The organism is Streptomyces sp. NPDC057950, assembly GCF_042887295.1.
GTDB classification, from domain to species: Bacteria; Actinomycetota; Actinomycetes; order Streptomycetales; family Streptomycetaceae; genus Streptomyces; species Streptomyces kaempferi.
Map to the genome: position 1 here is coordinate 150,277 of NZ_JBHVPP010000017.1, position 18,654 is coordinate 168,930.

The following is an 18,654-nucleotide window of genomic DNA, read 5'->3' on the forward strand; positions in this document are numbered from 1 at the left end:
ACGGACCGGTCCGTGCTGACCCATGCCTTCACCTGGACCAACTCCGCGAGCGCGGCGGGCATCGCCGTCTCCGCCGCCGTGGTCGGACGGCTCGTCGACGGTCCGGGCGGCACCCGAGCCGGCTTCGCCGTCCCCTTCCTCACCCTTAGGGCCACGGCGGCACTGTCTGGGCCGGCCGGGACGCCCTCGACGCGGGTACCACGGCGTCCAGGCGACCGTGGTCAGAGGTGGATCCGTCGGGCACCGCCGGCCCCTGGGATCACGCGGACTGTCTCACCGCGTCGACTACAGGAACCGTCCGATCGAATAGTTGTCAAGGTCGATCGTTTCTGACCGCTTGTTGTAAGAGGGTTTAGGTCCGTGCGCGAGGCATGCAGGATGGAGCCGTGGTAGGCAACCTCCCGGTCACGACGACCAGCTTCGTCGGCCGCGACAGCGAACTCGACGCAGTCAAGACGGCGTTGACCCAGCACCGAGTGATCACCCTCACCGGCGGCGGCGGTGTCGGCAAGAGCCGCCTGGCGCTGCGCGTCGCGGAGCAGACACGGGGTCGGTACGCCGACGGGGTCTGGTGGATCGACCTGTCCAACCTCTACGACGACCGGTTGTTCACCGCCACGGTCTGTGACGCGGTCGATCTCCTGGACCACAACCCGCGCGCTCCGGTCGAAGCGCTGCGCGAGTGGCTGACCGGCCAACAGGTCCTGCTGGTCTTCGACTGCTGCGAACGTGTGTTGGCTTCCTGCCAGACCCTGGTGAGCGAACTCCTGCTGGCCGAACCTCGGTTGACCGTTCTCGCCACCAGCAGAAAACCCCTCCGCGTCCAGGGTGAGCACCGCTTCGAGGTCGCTCCGCTCTCCATGGACGACGGCGGCAGCGGCGACGCGGTGCGTCTGTTCCGCGAGCGCTGTGCCACGGCCGCCCCTGAGGTGTCCCTCGATTCCCCCGGCTCCGGCGAAGCCGTCTCCGCCATCTGCCGCCGCCTGGAAGGAATTCCGCTCGCCGTCGAACTCGCCTGCGCGCGCCTGCGGGAGAGCAGCCTCACGGAGATCGCCGAACGCCTCGGCTCACGGCTCGACACTCTCGTGGACGAGACGGCGTGGCCCAAGCGCCATCGAGCCCTTCGCACCGCGATCGGCTGGAGCCACGAACTGTGTTCCCCGCTCGAGCGCCTGCTGTGGGCCAGACTCTCCGTCTTCCGCGGCCCCGTCGAAGCCGCGGACGCGCAGGCCGTCTGCGCGGGCGGCCCCCTCGGTGCCCACGACATCCCCCGGCTCCTCGAGCGGCTGGTCGACCAGTCCGTCCTCCAGCAGGTGGGCACCCGCTACCGCATGCTCGACACACTGTGCGAGTACGGAGCCATGTGGCTCGCGGAACTCGGTGAGGAACACGCCCTCGCCCGGCTCCATGCCACGCACTTCGCCACCGTACTGGCCGAGGCCGAAGCCGGGTGGCTCAGCGGCCAGCAGGTCGCCTGGTACGCGCGGATCTCCGCGAGCCACACGGACGTACGCGCCGCACTCGACCACCTCATCGAGGCAGACCCCGACGCCGCCCTCGAAATGGCCGGCCGGACGGGCCTGTTCTGGCCCTGCTGCGGGCACCTGCACGAATCCCGCGACTATCTCGAACGCGCCCTGGCTCTGGACACGCCCAAGGGGCCGTCCCGCACCCGCGCACTCTGGGCCCTGGGCATCACACTCACCCTCCAGGGCGACCACCGGACCGCGCTGCGCGTCGGGGAGGAATGCGCCGACGCGGCGCGGCAGGACGGCACCCCGCAGTCCGCGCTGTTCGCCGCCCACACCCTCGGCCTCACCCACCTCATGGCCGGCCGTCCCCAGGCCGCCTACGACGTGAGCGACCACGCCTTGATCACCCGCGGCACGTCACCGCCCTCCGGGGCGCCGCAGCTCTGCTGCATGGTGATCCGCACGTTCGCCCACTCCGCGCTGGGCCGACTGGCGGAGGCCTACGAAGCGGCCATCGGCCTGCGCCGTCTCAGCCTCCGGTACGGCGAGCACTGGGCGCGGTCGTACGCGTTCCACCAACTCGCCTTCATAGACCTCCTCCAGGGGCGCGCGCACGACGCCGAACGCCACGCCCGAGCCATGCTTGCCAGCAAGCACAACCTCAACGACAACCTTGGAATCGCCCTGGCTCTCGACCTCCTCACCGGAGCGAACGCGGTTCAGGGCAATGGCATCGGGGCCGCTCGTACCTCGGGCACCGGGAACTCCTTCTGGCGCATGCTCGGTCACCCGAATCACGGCACGCCCGAGCTCTCCGAGGTGCGTGACCAATGGGAACTGCAAGCCCGCGAGGCAGCAGGGGACGACGCCTACGACCGGGCGTTCCATGACGCGCTGAACGGCGACGCCGAACTGGGCCTCGCCCTCGTACTGCAGGGCCCTTCACCCTCCTGACCGTCGTCACGGACCGCCGAGTTCGGGCCGGGGAAAGGGTGCCGCGCGCCGATGAATCCGGCCCGATCGCGCCTAAGGGCTGTCCCGTAATCCCCGGCGGGCGCACGACGACAGCTACGGCACCTCGCCGCGTTGTCGGATCGCCCGAATACGTCCAGTATGAGGACGACCCTCCGCCTTGCGATGCACCGCATCTGACGCCCCGCGCTGATCCACCGGGGATTACGGGACAGCCCTTAGGGGGCCGGTGCACGGCGGCCCTCGCGGTGGCGGGGAGGGCCTCTTGACCTTGGCGTGAGCATGCCTGAGTGTGTGATGGCCGGGACGCCACTGCACAGGAGTCGCACGTGAGACGCATCAGAAGGCAAGTCGCAGTCGCAGCAGCAGTCATGGCAGTACTGGTCGGAGGCTCGGGAGGAGTGGCTGCCGCCGCTCAGACAACGTTGTCCAAACCTGGGGGCGCCGAACTCGTCGAAGATCCCACCGAGTTCGTCGACCCGCTCATCGGGACCGGCAACGGCGGCGCGTCCGTCGGAGAGATCAACAACTTCCCGGGCCCGTCGACCCCGTTCGGCATGATGCAGTTCTCGCCCGACACCGAGGGCTCGTACGCCGGTTACCAGTACCACAGCAGCAAGATCAAGGGCTTCAGCCTCAACCACGCGTCGGTCGGCTGCACCGCGTTCGGCGACGTGCCGCTGCTGCCGGTCGCGGGCGACGTCGGCAGCGCACCGTGGGACCGCACCGAGGCCTTCACGCACACGGACGAAAAGGCCGAGGCCGGCTACTACGCCGTGACCACGGGCGACGGTGCGAAGGTACGCACCGAACTCACCGCCACCACCCGCACCGGACTGGCCTCGTTCACCTTTCCCGCCGACATCGGGAAGAAGGCGCAGGTCCTGGTCAAGGGTGGTGGCAGTCTCTCCGGCGACAAGAAGGCCGATCTGACGATCTCCGGCGACCGCGCGATCACCGGATCCGCGACCACGGGCAACTTCTGCGGCAAGGGCAACGAGTACACCGTGCACTACGCGATCACCTTCGATCGCCCCTTCGTCGCGCACGGCACCTGGGACGGCAAGGCGGTGACCGACGGCGGCGAGTCGGTGGACGCCCCCAGGGCGGGCGCCTATCTGACGTTCGACACGACCGGCGAACGTACGGTGCGAGCGAAGGTCTCCATGTCGTACGTCTCGGTCGACGGCGCCCGGGCCAACATGGCCGCGGAGATGCCCGGGTGGAACCTCGACGACGTACGCGAGCAGACCCGGGACCAGTGGAAGCAGGCACTGCGCAAGATCCGCGTCGGGGGCGGTGAGACCGGTGAGAGGAAGATGTTCTACACCTTCCTCTACCACTCGCTGATGCACCCGAACACCTTCAACGACGCCGACGGCCGCTACATCGGCTTCGACGACAAGGTCCGCACGCTCCCCGAGGGCCGCGCGCAGTACGCCAACTTCTCCGACTGGGACACCTATCGCTCACTCGCCCCGCTGCAGGCGATGCTGTTCCCGAAGCAGGCCAGTGACATGGCGCAGTCGCTCGTCAACGACGCGGAGCAGGGTGGCTGGTGGCCGCGCTGGCCGCTCGCGAACGACTACACGGGCCAGATGACCGGCGACAACTCCGTCCCGTTGATCGCGAACCTGTACGCCTACGGCGCACGCGACTTCGACCTCAGGACCGCGCTGAAGTACCTGTTCAAGGGGGCCACCTCGGTGGACCACACGCCAGGCGCGTACCAGGAGCGGCCGGGCGTCGAGGACTACGTGGAACGCGGCTACGCGAACAACAGCGCCGTCCGCGGGGACCACGCCCGCGTCGGCGCCTCCGTCACCCTCGAGTGGGCGATCGACGACTTCGCCATCGCACAGCTGGCGCGGGCCGCCGGTGACCGGGACACGGCGCGCGCCTTCGCCCGCCGCGGCCAGAGCTGGCAGAACATCCTCAACCCGGCTACCGGCTACCTGTCCCCGCGCGGCGACGACGGTCTCTTCCCGGACGGCCCCGGCTACCAGCCGCCGCCGGCGGGCAAGTTCGGCCAGGACGGCTACGACGAGGGCAACGCGGCACAGTACAACTGGCTCGTCCCACAGAACACCGCCGGCCTGATCCGGGCGATGGGCGGCCGCGAGGCCACGGCGAAGCGGCTCGACACCTTCTTCGGCAAGCTCAACGCCGGACCGAACGAGCCGTACATGTGGGCCGGGAACGAGGTCGACTTCGGAGTTCCGTGGGTCTACAACCACCTCGGACAGCCCTGGAAGACGCAGGAGAAGGTCCGGTCGATCGCGACCGGTCTCTTCAGTCCGACCCCGGACGGTGAGCCGGGCAACGACGACCTGGGCGCCCAGTCCTCCTGGTACGTCTGGGCCGCCGTCGGGCTCTACCCGGCCACACCGGGCACCGCCGACCTGTCGGTGCACAGCCCGCTCTTCCCGCGCGTGGTCGTGGATCTGCCCGGCCATGGCCGGGACCTGGACATCCGCGCCCCACGCGCGGCGGCGGGCACGCCCTACGTCCACGGGCTGCGACTCGACGGCCGCGACCATGAGCGCACGTATCTGCCGAAGTCGGCGGTGACCAAGGGCGGCCGACTGGACTTCGACCTGTCCGGTACTCCGGACAGGTCATGGGCCACGTCCGCGAAGGCGGCGCCGCCGTCGTACGGCGACGGTGAACAGGACTTCCTGGCGTACGGCGCCCGGAACCAGGTGACCGTGTCCCCGGGCGGCGTCGGCACGAAACTCGTGGTGCACGGGCAGGCGCTGGCCGGACACGACCGCACGCTGACGGTCGCCGCGGACGCTCCGCCCGGACTGTCGGTGTCGGGGGACAGGATGAACCTCGCCCCGGACACGGGCTCCGGCACCGCCGAGTTGACGGTGAAGGCGGCGGCCGGGACGGAACCGGGGTACTACGAGGTGCCGTTCACCGTCCGCGGTCGTCATGGTGACGCCGTGCACCGCACCGTGATCGTCCTGGTGGCCGAGGAGGGCGGCGTCACCGCGGCTCTCGGTAACGCGTACGCGGCTGTGGGCGTGTCGAGCGACGGCACACCGGTCGAGGCCGACTTCGACGGCGCGGGCAACAGCTACTCGCGGCAGGCGCTGGCCGCGGCCGGGCTCAAGGGCGGTGCGACAACACAGGTCTCCGGCACGATCTTCACCTGGCCCGGCACGCCCGCGGGCCGCCCGGACAGCGTCACGGCGAACGGCCGGCGGCTCGACCTCGCCGCCGACACCAAGGACGCCAAGCGGCTGGTCTTCGTCGGCTCGGCCACGAACGGCGACCGCAGGGGGAGCGCGACGGTCACCTTCACCGACGGCACCACCGCGCGGACGGATCTGTCCTTCGGCGACTGGACCCGGCCGGGCGGCGGCACCGATCCGGTGTACGGCAACTCCGTGGTGGCGAAGACGGAATACCGCAACACCCCGAACGGCAAGGGCGAGGCGGCGTTCGTCTTCGCCACCGAGCCGTATGAAGTGCCGGAGGGCGAACAGATCAAGTCCGTCACGCTGCCCATGGACGGCGACCTGCACATCTTCGCGCTGGGTCTCGGCTGAGGTCCGCCGCGGGCCGGAGGGCGGAGCCCGCTCTCCGGCCCGCGGAGACGGCCCGGCGTCGGGCTCGGACGAGGGCGGCCCAGGGCCGGTGCCTGCCGGGTGCCTGCTCGTGGGCGGCCTCAGCACGCAGGGTGAGATCCGGGAACCCTCCGCGATCAGATCGCCACGGTCGTCGGAGCGGGCCGGCGGCAGAACTCCACGGCCGTCGCCGCATGCCCGAGGTCGCGGCCGACGGGACGCGACGCACGTCCACGAGCACCTGGCGGTTGCTGCCACTTTTTACCGTCATTTCTTTGACTTCGTCGAGCTGGACTCCTAGGTTGGTACGTGCAGGTTTTCGTCCCTTTTGTGGGCAAAAGATACGACCTGGCAGTCCTTGGGTCGGAGGCAAGGCATCCGGCGCCGGACCCCGTACACGGGCTGTATGCCGGCCCAGATGTGCATGGGCGCTCGCTCTCCCGCGCCCGGCAGCGACATCAACCCTCTGGAGAGGGGATCATCATGCGAGCGAACACTTCACGCATCAGGCGAGTGGCCATTGCCGTCTGTACGGCGCCCATCATCGCCATCGCGGCCGGGGTCGGGGCGGCCAGCGCGGCAGCTCCCGCCTCTGCTCCTGCTGCAACCTCGTCCGTGCACGAAGACGGCTGGGGTTGGGGCGGCGGTCACGGCGGCGGCTGGGGCTGGGGCAACGACAGCGGCTGGGGTTGGGGCGGTCACGGCGGCTGGGGCGGCGGCTGGGGTGGCGGCTGGGGCGGGGGCGGCTGGGGTGGCGGCGGTTGGGGCGGCGGCGGTTGGGGTGGCGGCGGTTGGGGCGGAGGTGGCTGGTGACCAGTCATCCGCTACGGCCATCCGTGTGACCGGCATGAACTGAAGGATCCGGGCGTCCGAGCCCGTGGGACGCCCGGATCCCTGCCGTGATCCGGACGGCATCCGCGTGAACGAGGGCGTCGAGGCTGTGAGGCGGGATGAAGATCGTCTGCGTGGGTGGCGGTCCGGCCGGACTGTATTTCGCGATCTCGGCGAAGCTCCGCGACGCCGGACACGAAATCACCGTTCTGGAACGGGATCCGCCCGCGGCCACCTACGGCTGGGGCGTCGTCTACTGGAACGACCTGCTCGACATTCTGCACCGTAACGACCCCGAGAGCGCCAGACAGATCGGAGCCAAGTCCGTGCTCTGGCAGGGCCAGGAGGTGGCCCTGCACGGTGCCCACCACGACGGGTCCGCGTACTTCGGCGGCTACGGGTACAGCATGGGCCGCGCGGCCCTGCTGGACGTACTGACCCGGCGTGCTTCGGGCCTCGGCGTGGACGTCAGGTACGGGCACCAGGCCACGGATCCGACGGATCTGCCGGAAGCCGACCTGGTCGTCGCGGCCGACGGTGCCAACAGCCGGATCCGGCAGTCCCGCTCCGCGCACTTCGCGCCCCGGGTGGAGGTCGGCCGCAACCCCTACATCTGGCTGGGCACGGACAAGGAGTTCGACACCTTCGTCTTCTGTTTCGAGCAGACCTCCGCGGGCTGGATCTGGTTCCACGCCTACCCGTCGGTCAAAGGGATCAGCACCTGCATCGTGGAGTGCTCCCCGCAGACCTGGCGTGGCCTGGGGCTCGACTCCCTCGGCGCCGAGGAGAGCATGCCGCTGCTGGAGGGGATCTTCCGGCGGGCACTCGACGGCCATTCACTGATCAGCAAGTCACGCGGCGACCCTGCGAGTTGGCAGCGTTTCGCCCACGTCAGCAACCGGACATGGTTCCAGGACGACACGGTCCTGATGGGCGACGCCGCGCACACCACCCATTTCACGCTGGGGTCGGGGACCAGGCTGGCGATGATCGACGCGATCGTTCTCGCCCACAGCCTCTCGCAGTACCCGGACAAGGCGGTCGCGCTGCGGGAGTACGACCAGCACCGTCGTACCGAACTGCACACCGTGCAGGCGGGCGCCCGCTCGAGCATGGCCTGGTTCGAGCAGCTCGACGACTACTTCGACCGCGACCCGGTGTCCTTCGCGTACGCCATGTCGGTGCGTCAGGGCAACCAGACCCCCTGGCGCTACCAAGTGCACCTCGCCACGCAGATCGCCGCGATCCGCAGGGCACGACGGGCCTACGACACCGGCCGACGCTGGTATCTCACCCGCCGGCGAGGCGAGGCCCCGCTGCCCGCGCTGGGAGGAAGCCGGTCCGCCGGGCGGCAGCGGACCGAGGTGAAGGCGCCGCTGCACACCACCTGACCCACACGGACTTCGGGACGGCACGGGACGCGCCGCCGATCGTACGCGCGCCAGTCCGGCGACCTTCGAACCCGTGGCGGCGCGTGCCACTCGGGAGTCCTCCGGCCGGCAGGACCGGCACCTCGCCACGGGCCACGTCCGGATGCGCGGGATGTGGCCGCGGGCGATGCTTGCCGCATGACCGAGCGTGTCGTAGTCGTCAGTGCACTCGTCAAGGGGGAGGGACGACAGGTGTGCGTGGACGGAGAGAGCATGGGGGCGGCCTTCAGCTTGCGCGGCCTGGCCGAGATCATGCGGCGGGCGGGGTGGACGGACGTGGACGAGATCGATGTGGCGGACTCGCCGGTCATCGAGTGGCACGGTGGTGGGCCCGAGGTGTGGTCACGGCAGGCATGAACGGTCATGCGCGTTGCGCGGGGTGGATGAGGGCGTGCGGACCGTGGGACGCAGCGCGACGTACGCCCGCGGGCGGGTCGAGCCGGGCGGGAACCATGGCGAGAGGGAGAAACCCGTAATCCGCGAACGCCACGGCACCGGCGGTCGTACGACCGCCGCCTGGCGGATCCCGGTGTCCCGGACCGAAGCGTGCCGGTTACGGGAACACGACGTGCGCGTCGGGCCGACTTGGCGGATGATGATCCCATTGCCGGTTCTCTCCTCGAATTCCGGGAGCCTCGCCGCATCGGCGTTTCTCGGTGTCTCGGCTGGGCACTCGGTTCAGGTATCCGAGAGATGAGAGATGTCGGGTATCCAGAAGACGACGGAAGAAGACGACGGAAGAGCCGGGCTTCGAACGGGCTGGGCGCAGGAAGAAGATGAAGTGTCGTGAGCACTGAGGTCAGCAGGAAGATCGCCACGCGTCGGCCGGAGACAGGCTGGGCGGAAGCGCGTCGTCGGAACGGGAGCGGAGTACGTACCTGCGTCCCTGCGACAGCCGCCCTCGCTGCACGGCGTGACCAGGCGGACAGTCCCGAGGGGAACATCGTCAGAGGCGAGGACTGAACCCTCGTTCCGGGAACGGGTGTGAAGGGCCGGTGAGGAAGGCGACTTCCTCACCGGCCCTTTTCGCCGTGTGATGGCGTTCCGGCACGCGAGGAATATCTCGGTTTCAGATGCGGCATTGAGGGCACGCCGCCTCTCTCTCCGGCTTCCCGGAAACGGTGATCGTCATCGCCGCGAAACGGTGACCACACCACCCCACCCCAATGGCCTAAGGTTCCGAGGGGACCGCTCGGTCTCTTCCAAGAGGGGTGTGCTCTGTGGCCGGTGACGTCGTTTCGGATCGTTTGATGGGACTGCTGTCCGTCCGAGGTGAGGATCTGGGCGCCGACTGGGCGGACAAGGTCACCGGGTCGCTGGGCGGGCGGGTGAGCCGCGCCGAGATCCATCGCGAACTTCAGGAGATATTCGCCGCACTGGTGGCCGCGCTGGGCAGCGGCAGTCTGGACGGACGCGGAGAGGAGTTCGGCGAAGTCCGCGCCCTGCTCACCGAACTGTCGCGCAACCGGGCCCTGCAGGGTTTCACGCCCACCGAGACCGCCGTGAGCGTGTTCGCTCTCAAAGAGGTCCTTGAGCCGTCACAGGGCGGTGAGGCCGGCGACCTGGAGGCGTACCTGAGGTTCGCCGCGCTGCTGGACACCCTGGGCCTGTTCACCATCGAGGTCTACACCCGTACCCGCGAGGAGCTGATCTCGGCGCAGGCCGAGCAGCTGCTGGAACTGTCCACGCCGGTCGTGAAGCTGTGGGACGGGGTGATCGGCGTACCCCTGGTCGGCACCCTGGACTCCGCGCGCACCATGGTGGTGATGGAGAAGATGCTCCAGGCGCTGATCGACACGGGCTCCGAGCAGGCCATCATCGACATCACCGGTGTTCCCGCGGTGGACACCGAGGTCGCCCAGCACCTGCTGAAGACGGTGGTCGCGGCCCGGCTGATGGGCGCCGAGTGCACCATTTCCGGTATTCGCCCGCAGATCGCCCAGACGATCGTGGCCCTGGGCATCGACTTCGGTGACATCGTCACGAAGGCCACCCTCGCCGACGCACTGCGGCACGCGCTGCGCCGCTCCGGCATCGCGTTCTCGCGCACGGCACCGCAGGCCGGTACCCGGTGAGCGAGCGAGTCCCGGTACTCCAGATCGGGCAGGTGCTGCTCGTGTCCATCCAGACCGACCTGGACGACCAGGCGGTGATGCTGCTGCAGGACGACCTGGCGGCCATGGTGGTGGAGTCCGGCGCGCACGGGGTGGTCATCGACATCACCGCGGTGGAGATCGTCGACTCCTTCGTCGGCCGGATGCTGGCCACCATCGCCTCCATCTCGCGCCTGCTGGACGCCCAGACCGTCGTGGTGGGCATGCGTCCGGCCGTCGCCATCACCCTGGTCGAACTCGGCCTGTCCCTCGGCGGAGTGAGGACCGCGCTGACCCTGGACAAGGGGCTGCGGGTACTGGAGCAGGCCCACGCCAGGGCGAAGGGCGACCCCGACTCCGATTCCCCGGCCGGAACCCCTTTCGAGGGCGTTGTGCCGGATGCCGCGGCCGGCCAGTGAGCGGCGCCCCCCGGGGTCCGGAGCTACTGGAGATCACTGCGAACGCAGGGGTGGTGCAGGCTCGTCAACTGGTGCGCACGCTGGCCCAGGCATGCCGGTTCTCGCTCGTGGAGCAGACCAAACTCATCACCGCCGCCAGTGAACTGGCCCGTAACACCCTCGTCCACGGCGGCGGCGGCACCATGACCGCCCTGCTGGTGGAGGAACGCGGGCGACGCGGCGTACGCCTGGTCTTCACCGACCAGGGACCGGGCATCGCGGACGTGGACCTGGCCCTGACCGACGGCTGGACCTCCGGCAGCGGCATGGGCCTGGGCCTGTCCGGTTCCAAACGGCTGGTCGACGACTTCGTCCTCGACACCGCGGCGGGACAGGGCACCACCGTCACCATCACCAAGTGGGTCCGATGACGACGGTCGGCCCGCCGCGGCTGGTGGACTGCGAGGACGTCGCCTGGTTCCGCGACCAGCCCGAAGCCGCCCGCGGCGCCGCGGCCGCCCTCGGCCGGCGCATCGGTCTGGGCGATCAGCGCACCGCCGAGCTGGTGCTGGCGGTGGCCGAACTGACGACCAACATCACCAAGCACGCCGTCGACGGCTCCCTGCTGCTGCGCGTGCTGCGCAACCAGTCCGTGGCCGGGGTGGAGGTGGTGGCCGTGGACGGCGGTCCCGGCATGGCGGACGTTCCTGCGGCGCTGCGGGACGGGATGTCGACCGTCGGCACCTTGGGCATCGGCCTCGGCGCGGTCCAGCGCCTGGCGGACACCTTCGACATCCATTCCCAGCCGGGCAGCGGCACCGTCCAACTGGCCCGCTTCTGGCCACGCCCACCGCAGCCCTCGGTGATCGGTGAGCCGGCCGTCGGAGGTATCACCCGGCCCATCGGAGGTGAGCAGGTCTGCGGTGACGCGTGGGCCGCGCGCACGGACACCGGGGAGCGGACGACGCCGCCGGAGGGCGACGGGACCACCCGCCCGGTCGAGTCCGGCACCGCGCGCCACGACTGGTCGACCCTGACCGGTGTCCGGCCCCCGTCCGAGCGCGCACGGAAGGACTCGAAAAACCCGGACGCCTTCGTACGCCCGGGGGCAAGGGGCCGTTCCGTGCCGGTGCGCGCCGCCGTCGCCGGACCGGGCGACGGCCTTCTGGTCATGTCCTGCGACGGGCTGGGCCACGGCCCGATGGCCGCCCTGGCCGCGCGGGCGGCCGTCCATGCCTTCCGCACCGGGGCCGCGCGCACCCCCGAACAGGCGATGGAACTGGTACACCGGGCCCTGCGCGGCACCCGCGGCGCCGCGGTGGCCATCGCGCGCCTGGAGCAGGACGGCAGGCTGCTGTTCTGCGGCGTCGGGAACATCACCGCCGCCCTGGTCACCCCCACGACCCGCACCATCCTGCTCTCCCATCCCGGCATCGCGGGCCACCAGACACACCAGCTGCGCACCTACGAACACCGCCTGCCGGCCCACGGAATCCTGGTGATGCACTCCGACGGGCTCAGCGAACGCTGGACCGCCGCCGACCTGGCCGGCCTGCTGCACCACCCGCCCGCCGTGATCGCCGCCGGTCTGCTACGCCACGCCGGGACCCGCCGCGACGACGCCAGCGCGGTGATCGCCAAGGCGGCCTGGTGAGCGCGACCGCCCCGCGCCATCGCGACCACACTCCGCTGCTGGTCACGCCGATCAGTACCGAGCACGATGTCTTCGCGCTGCGCCGCCACGCCAAGACCATCGCCCAAGCCGTCGGCCTCGACAGCCGGGACCAGGTACGCCTGGCCACCGCGCTGAGCGAACTGGGACGCGATCTGCTGCGCCCCACCGTCATGACCGCCGCCTTCACCATGCAGCGGCAACCGGCCGCACTCCAGGCCCTCCTGCAGTGGCGCGACGACCGTGCACCCAGCGGCGAGTCGCTGACCGCCGTCACCCGGCTCCTGCCCCAGACCCGCTACGAACCCGCCCCCGGCGCCCCGGGCCGGCCTGTCCGCGCCGGCGGCGGCCGGATCGCGATCACCTGCCTGGTTCCCGAACCCGCTGCCCGGGACCTGAAGGTGGAACAGGTCCTGGCCCTGCTCCAGTCCGACAGCCCTACGAGCGCGATCGACGACCTGCAGGCACAGACCAGGGACCTGATCGCCGCGTTGCAGGAGGCACACGCCCAACGCGACGAACTGGAGCGACTCAACGAGGAGTTGACCGAGACCAACGCCGGGGTGATGGCCCTGTACGCGGAACTGACGGTCGAGCACAAGGACGTCGTCGAACGCTTCGGTCAGGAACACGAACTCGCCCTGGCCCTGCAACGCACCTTCCTGCCAGCCACTTTGCCCCGGATCCCCGGGACGGAGATCGCCGTCCGCTACCTGCCCGCCGCGTCCATGACCGAGATCGGCGGCGACTTCTACGAAGCCATCGCCACCAAGCGGGGACTCCTCCTCGCGGTCGGCGACGTGGTCGGCCACTCCCTGCAGGCCGCCATGGTCATGGGTGAACTCCGCCACGCCCTGCGCGCCTACGCCGCCCAGGACCACCCCCCGCACGTCCTGCTGCAGCACCTGGACCACCTCCTGGGACTGCATCAGCCGGGATGGACCGCCACCGTATGCATCGTGCTGATCGAACCGGGCAACACCCGCCTGCACGTCGCCAACGCGGGCCACCTGCCGCCCCTGCTCCTCGCCCCCGGTGCCGAACCGCGCTATCTGCGCGAACACGGCCCACTGCTGGGCCTGGGACTGCCGCAACCCGTCGCCGTCAGCCACCCCGTCGGGCCGGGCAGCCGGCTCCTCATGATCACCGACGGGCTGGTCGAGACCCGCGACAGCAACCTGTACGAGCGCCTCGAGCTGCTGAGCAGCGCCGCCGCGTCCGGCCCCGAGGAACCGGACGCGTTGTGCACCGAGCTGCTGGAGACCTTCGGCGCGGACTCCGAGGACGACATCATCGTTTTCGCGGCCCGGCTGCACCCACCCGAACTGCTCTGATCGCCCGTCGCGTTCTCCCCGCCCGGATCCGGTGGGTCAGGTGCCGTCGTGCGTCAGGGCCTCGGACTGCCCCGGCCCCTCTTCGTCGAGGGCCGGTACGGCCGTAGCCTCCTGCTCGTCCTCACCCCGGTGGCCATGAAGATGACCGACCACCGTGTTCACGACGGCGACCAGCGGTACGGCGACCACGGCACCGCCGATCCCCGCGACCAGGCCACCGGTGGCAACGGCCAGGACCACGGCCAGGGGGTGGACCCGGACGGCCTGTCCCAGGATGAAGGGCTGGAGGACGTGCCCCTCGATCTGCTGTACCAGGAGCACCACCACGAGGACCATGAGCGCGGTGAACACGCCTTGTGTGACCAGGGCGACCACGACCGCGATGGCGCCGGAGGCGACGGCACCGACCAACGGCACGAACGAGCTCAGGAAGATCACCACGCCGATGGGGACGGCGAGCGGCACACCGAGGAAGTAGATGCCCACTCCGATGAAGAGGGCGTCGATGAACGCGACGATCATCGTCCCGCGTGCGTACGCGGTGAGTGTCCGCCAGGCGCGCGGACCCGCTGAGGCCACCTCCGGCCGGGCCTCGGCCGGGACCAGCTTGAGCGTCCATTCCCAGATGCGCCTGCCGTCGTACAGCAGGAACAGCGTGGAGAACATCGTCAGCAGCATGCCGGTGAGGGCCTCGGCCAGCACGGTGACCCCTTGGAGGCCTGTCGAGGTGATCTGACTCGTGCTGCCGATCGCGTCGCTCAGATTCTTCGCGACGTCGTTGATCTGCTTCTCCGTCACGTGGAACGGGCTCTGGAGCAGCCACTGTTTCAACTGCTCGACTCCGTCCTGGAGACGGCCGGACAACGAGTCGACGTTGTCGAGCACCTGCCATACGACGAACCAGCCGACCAGCCCCAGCACGACGAACCCGCAGATCGCCGTGACCGCGGTGGCCGGCCCCCGGGGGAGCCCGCCGCGCTGCAGCCGGGAGACCGTCGGCTCGAGGAGCGCGGTGATCAGCAACGCGACGACGAAGGCGAGGACGACCAGCCGAACGGAGCCGATCACCCGCATCAGCACCCACACCGCGGCGGCCAGGACCAGGAACCGCCAGCCGGCCTCGGCCGCCACCCGCATGCCCCAGGGCACCGCGCCGGCCGGGTCCGGTGTGCGGGGGCGAGCCCGCTGGACCTCCGCCGGCCGCTCCCGGCCTGCCGTCGCCTCGTCGTCCGCGTCCTGGCCCGCACGGGCCCGCGCGCGGCGTTCACCGAGCGTGGCCGCGCCGTTCTTCACGCGATCGCGCCATCCGTGGATCCGGGGCATCCGGAACCTCCCTTTGCATCGCTGGCCTTGTGCCCCCGTTCCGATCGGTCAGCCACCCGCGGGACGAGCGCCCCGCGCGTCGGCACCGCGGTGGACATACGCGGGGCGGGCGGGGGCGGTCAGATCACCGGCAGGGGCGTGCGTGCAGGGTGGACAGCCCTTCTCCCGAGCGGCGGAGTTGTGGGCGCCGAGCCGGTCCTCCAGCGGGAGGGCCGGCGCGCGGCCGAAGGCGATGTCGGCCTCCCACTCCGGTGGTGACGACGCGGACGTGGAGCCGGTCAGCTTCGGGGGTGTCGGTCGGTGTCGTCGTCGGGGGTCTGCCAGGAGTCCCGCCGTGCCGCCGCCCGCGGGTTCTGGTCCGCGGGGGCGGCGCCGGGATCCTTGTGGCGTGCGACACGCCGGCTGCCGTACCAGAACGCGCCGATCAGGAGGGCGGCCAGCACCAGGCCGGCGACGAGCAGGGGCAGCGACGACGTCCCGTCGGCCGCGAGGACATACGAAGAGATCATGGCCGCCGTCTACCCCCTTTCCGGGGCCCCTCACGGATGACGGGCGCTTGTTCCGATGAGGACGACAGTCCGTGACGCATGGTGAGGGCGCGCGGGCCGGGGCGAGCCGCAGGGCGGCCGTTGCCTGGACGGCTCGCGCGTGCCGCCGTGCACGGACCGGACCGGCGTGGCACCCGCCCCGGTTCCTCCGGCCTCGGCCGACGGCCGAGGGTCCCCGGGTGCGGGACCTCGGCGCGACGGATGAGGCACGGTCCGCCCCCCGTACCGCGGGGAGCGGACCGTGCCGACGACCCGTCAGCGGGTCAGAACGGGGCGTGCACGGCGAAGCGGGGAGGCATCGGCCGGGGACGCCCCGCCGTCAGGAGCAACCCGCCGGGGTCGGTTGCGACGCGTCGTGGATCAGCGCGTCCTGGGCCGCCTTCAGCCGCTTCACATCGGGCTTGACCACCTTGCGGTCGTACGACATCAGCCCGTTCAGCTCGCCCTCCACATCCGAGATCTGGGTGTAGACGGCGCCGTTGCCGCCCTTGCAGGCGAGCTTGCGCACCTCGTCCAGGCGGGCCAGATAGTCGTCGGTGTACGCCGCCGGGTCCACGTCCACGTAGGACTGCTGCACCGACCAGGCGTGACCGGGCACCGCGAGGCCGAGACCGCCGTACTCACCGCTGACCAGGGCCCGTTTCCCGTCGGGATTCGGTGGCAGCGCGGGGCTCGGGTAGCCGTGCTCGTCGATGATGTCGCCGGTGCCGCCGTCCACGCCGAGGTTGATGCCCGACATGGAGTTGACGAGGCGTGTCGGGTCCCAGGACTTGGCCTGGTCGGCGATACGGGCCTCGTCGTACTGGCCCCAGCCCTCGTTGAAGGTCACCCACATGACGACCGAAGGGCTGCTGATGTGCTCGTCGATCATCTGCTTCATCTCGCGCTCGTACTCGGCGCGGGACGCGGCGTCGGGATCGACCCCGGCGGTCATGGCGGGCATGTCCTGCCAGACCATCAGGCCGAGCCGGTCCGCCCAGTAGAACCAGCGGTCGGGTTCCACCTTGATGTGTTTGCGGACCGCGTTGAAGCCCATCCGCTTGTGCATCCTCAGGTCGTACGCGAGGGCCTCGTCGGTCGGCGCGGTGTACAGGCCGTCGGGCCAGAAGCCCTGGTCGAGGGTGGCCATCATGAAGACGGGCTTGCCGTTGAGGACGGTGCGCGGGGTTCCGTTCACCTGCTCCACGGCGATGGACCGCATTCCGAAGTAGCTGCCGACGCGGTCGGCGCCGACGGTCACCTTCAGGTCGTAGAGGAACGGGTCGCCGGGCGACCAGAGGTGCGGGTTGCTGATCCTCAGGGTGAGCGGCCGTCCGGTGCGGCCGGTCACGGTGGCGACCTCGCGGTGTCCGGCGTACGCGGTGGCGGTGACCGGCACCCCGTTCCGAACGCCCTGCGGCTCGACGGTGAGCCGGCTGTTCTCGACGTCCGGCGTCAGCTTGAGCGAGTCGACGTGATCGGTGGCCACCGGCTCCATCCACACCGTCTGCCAGATGCCGGAGGACGGGGTGTACCAGATGCCGCTGGGGTCGAGACGCTGCTTGCCCACCGGCGGATTCTCGCCGCCCTGGGCGTCGGTCGGGTCGTGGACGCCGACGATCAGTTCCTGGGTGCGGCCCGGCTTCAGCGCGTCGGTGACGTCGGCGCTGAACTTGTCGTAGCCGCCCTGGTGTTCGGTGACCTTGGTGCCGTTGACGTAGACCTCGGCCTTCCAGTCGACGGCGCCGAAGTTGAGCCGCAGGCGCTTGCCGGAGCCGATCCGCCAGTCCTTCGGGACGGTGAAGGTGCGGCGGTACCACATGCGGTCCTCGTGCCGTTCGATGCCGGAGAGCTGGGACTCCACGGGGTAGGGCACGAGGATCTTCTCGGCGAGGTTCCTTCCGACCGGCGGCTGGTCACCGGCTTTGGCCGCCGCGAACTGCCACGAGCCGTCGAGGTTGCGCCAGTTGTCCCGGGTGAGCTGGGGCCGGGGGTACTCGGGGTGGGCGTTGCGCGGGCCGACGTCGTCCGCCCACTTCGTGCGCAACTGGTAGGTGGAGTGGTTGGAGCCGCTGCTCCAGAAGGTGTTGACAACGTTGCCGTTCGTGTCGGAGAGGCCGCCCTTGCCGTCGTAGCGCAGGTCGGCGGTGCCTCGGGCCGTGCCGGTCTTGTTGCCGACGACGGGTTCCTTCAGACGGACGAGCAGGGACTTCGGGTCGGCGGGGTCCAGTTTCGCCGTGGACAGCGGCCACTTGGCTCCTCCGATGACCGCTTCGACATGGTCGGTGAGACCGGCCGGGGGTGCGGTCAGTGCCTGGGCGAAGTCGAGGCGCAAGGTACGGCCGTCCCCCTGGACCGTGGTCGCGATGGCGCCGTCGTAGGCGTATCCGTCGGGCAGCCGGAGTGCCGACTGCGGGACGGCGGTCTTGGTGCCGCCAGGCGGGGTCCAGCGCAGGTGGAGGTTGGAGCCTCCGAAGTGCTCGAAGTACTCGACCTTGATGTCGTAGGCCCGTCCGGCGGTCAGGTCGAGGGGCTGGGAGGTCTGTTCCCGGTCCCAGTCGTCGACCCAGTGGTCGATGGCGAGGTGCCCGTCGACCCACAGCCGGAAGCCGTTGTCGCCGATGATCGAGAAGGTGTGGGCGCCGGTCTGCTCCGGGACGATCCGCCCGGTCCAGCGCACGTTGACGTCGTCCGACTGCCCGGTGGCGAAGGCGAGTCGGGGCTCGAGGTTGTCGAAGTCGAGGTTGGTGTCGAATCCGGTGGCCTTCAGCTCGTGGAAGTCGAAGGCGCCGGGGGCGGACTGGGTGTAGTACTCGCCTTTCAGGCCGTGGACCTCCACGGGGTCGCCGGCGGCCGTGGCGGACGGGGCGGCGGTGAGTCCCGCGAAGCCGAGCACGGCGACGAGCAGGAGTGCCATTTGGGTTCGGAGTCTTCTGATGCGCACGGATCCTCCTTGGCTGAGGAAGGGTGGCGGCTCGTTGCTTCAGTCTGTACAACGTTGGAAGGAACGGGAGTTGGCATCACAGC

13 protein-coding genes are annotated in these 18,654 nt (G+C 70.2%); 10 read left to right on the top strand and 3 right to left on the bottom strand.

Annotation, left to right across the window (positions count from 1 at the left end):
• Positions 1–371 precede the first annotated feature (371 nt).
• The 10 genes from ACFVTC_RS26965 to ACFVTC_RS27010 all read left to right on the top strand — a co-directional run bounded on the left by ACFVTC_RS26965 (position 372) and on the right by ACFVTC_RS27010 (position 13,777).
• On the top strand, positions 372–2,426 hold the full coding sequence (locus tag ACFVTC_RS26965; protein WP_390131105.1) for an ATP-binding protein: 2,055 nt from the start codon (positions 372–374) through the stop codon (positions 2,424–2,426).
• A 389-nt stretch (positions 2,427–2,815) separates the two neighbouring features.
• On the top strand, positions 2,816–6,001 hold the full coding sequence (locus ACFVTC_RS26970; RefSeq protein WP_390131106.1) for a GH92 family glycosyl hydrolase: 3,186 nt from the start codon (positions 2,816–2,818) through the stop codon (positions 5,999–6,001).
• A 633-nt stretch (positions 6,002–6,634) separates the two neighbouring features.
• The gene (locus ACFVTC_RS26975) at positions 6,635–6,832 is read left to right on the top strand and encodes a hypothetical protein (RefSeq protein WP_390131107.1); all 198 of its coding nucleotides are present in this window, start codon (positions 6,635–6,637) and stop codon (positions 6,830–6,832) included.
• 137 nt (positions 6,833–6,969) lie between these two features.
• Positions 6,970–8,241 carry an FAD-dependent monooxygenase gene (locus ACFVTC_RS26980; protein WP_390131108.1) on the top strand — a complete coding sequence of 424 codons (1,272 nt, stop codon included), beginning with the start codon at positions 6,970–6,972 and terminating at the stop codon, positions 8,239–8,241.
• A gap of 177 nt (positions 8,242–8,418) precedes the next feature.
• Positions 8,419–8,637, top strand: coding sequence for a hypothetical protein (locus ACFVTC_RS26985; RefSeq protein WP_168533057.1), 219 nt, complete (start codon positions 8,419–8,421; stop codon positions 8,635–8,637).
• 893 nt (positions 8,638–9,530) lie between these two features.
• Entirely contained in the window at positions 9,531–10,355 is an 825-nt protein-coding gene (locus ACFVTC_RS26990; RefSeq protein ID WP_390131109.1) for an STAS domain-containing protein, read from the top strand.
• Positions 10,352–10,792, top strand: coding sequence for an STAS domain-containing protein (locus ACFVTC_RS26995; protein WP_390131110.1), 441 nt, complete (start codon positions 10,352–10,354; stop codon positions 10,790–10,792). The genes ACFVTC_RS26990 and ACFVTC_RS26995 overlap by 4 nt, the downstream gene beginning before the upstream one ends.
• Entirely contained in the window at positions 10,789–11,202 is a 414-nt protein-coding gene (locus ACFVTC_RS27000; RefSeq protein ID WP_390131111.1) for an ATP-binding protein, read from the top strand. Before ACFVTC_RS26995 ends, ACFVTC_RS27000 begins: the two co-directional genes overlap by 4 nt.
• The gene (locus tag ACFVTC_RS27005; protein WP_390131174.1) at positions 11,199–12,425 is read left to right on the top strand and encodes an ATP-binding protein; all 1,227 of its coding nucleotides are present in this window, start codon (positions 11,199–11,201) and stop codon (positions 12,423–12,425) included. The genes ACFVTC_RS27000 and ACFVTC_RS27005 overlap by 4 nt, the downstream gene beginning before the upstream one ends.
• Complete coding sequence (locus tag ACFVTC_RS27010) at positions 12,422–13,777, top strand: PP2C family protein-serine/threonine phosphatase (RefSeq protein ID WP_390131112.1); 1,356 nt, start codon at positions 12,422–12,424, stop codon at positions 13,775–13,777. Before ACFVTC_RS27005 ends, ACFVTC_RS27010 begins: the two co-directional genes overlap by 4 nt.
• A 36-nt stretch (positions 13,778–13,813) precedes the next feature.
• On the opposite strand, the gene ACFVTC_RS27015 is transcribed toward ACFVTC_RS27010, so the two are convergent.
• The 3 genes from ACFVTC_RS27015 to ACFVTC_RS27025 all read right to left on the bottom strand — a co-directional run bounded on the left by ACFVTC_RS27015 (position 13,814) and on the right by ACFVTC_RS27025 (position 18,571).
• Positions 13,814–15,100 carry an AI-2E family transporter gene (locus ACFVTC_RS27015; RefSeq protein WP_390131113.1) on the bottom strand — a complete coding sequence of 429 codons (1,287 nt, stop codon included), beginning with the start codon at positions 15,098–15,100 and terminating at the stop codon, positions 13,814–13,816.
• A gap of 278 nt (positions 15,101–15,378) precedes the next feature.
• The gene (locus ACFVTC_RS27020; protein ID WP_390131114.1) at positions 15,379–15,609 is read right to left on the bottom strand and encodes a DUF6479 family protein; all 231 of its coding nucleotides are present in this window, start codon (positions 15,607–15,609) and stop codon (positions 15,379–15,381) included.
• Positions 15,610–15,967: 358 nt separating this feature from the next.
• Positions 15,968–18,571 carry a PA14 domain-containing protein gene (locus ACFVTC_RS27025; RefSeq protein ID WP_390131115.1) on the bottom strand — a complete coding sequence of 868 codons (2,604 nt, stop codon included), beginning with the start codon at positions 18,569–18,571 and terminating at the stop codon, positions 15,968–15,970.
• Positions 18,572–18,654: the final 83 nt, after the last annotated feature.

Bases quoted from the DNA above. Each gene is read 5' to 3' on its own strand.
- ACFVTC_RS26990 (WP_390131109.1), top strand. From the start codon at position 9,531: ATGGGACTGCTGTCCGTCCGAGGTGAGGATCTGGGCGCCGACTGGGCG.
- ACFVTC_RS26980 (WP_390131108.1), top strand. From the start codon at position 6,970: ATGAAGATCGTCTGCGTGGGTGGCGGTCCGGCCGGACTGTATTTCGCG.
- ACFVTC_RS26970 (WP_390131106.1), top strand. From the start codon at position 2,816: ATGGCAGTACTGGTCGGAGGCTCGGGAGGAGTGGCTGCCGCCGCTCAG.
- ACFVTC_RS27015 (WP_390131113.1), bottom strand. From the start codon at position 15,100: ATGCCCCGGATCCACGGATGGCGCGATCGCGTGAAGAACGGCGCGGCC.
- ACFVTC_RS27005 (WP_390131174.1), top strand. From the start codon at position 11,199: ATGACGACGGTCGGCCCGCCGCGGCTGGTGGACTGCGAGGACGTCGCC.
- ACFVTC_RS26965 (WP_390131105.1), top strand. From the start codon at position 372: ATGCAGGATGGAGCCGTGGTAGGCAACCTCCCGGTCACGACGACCAGC.
- ACFVTC_RS27020 (WP_390131114.1), bottom strand. From the start codon at position 15,609: ATGATCTCTTCGTATGTCCTCGCGGCCGACGGGACGTCGTCGCTGCCC.
- ACFVTC_RS26985 (WP_168533057.1), top strand. From the start codon at position 8,419: ATGACCGAGCGTGTCGTAGTCGTCAGTGCACTCGTCAAGGGGGAGGGA.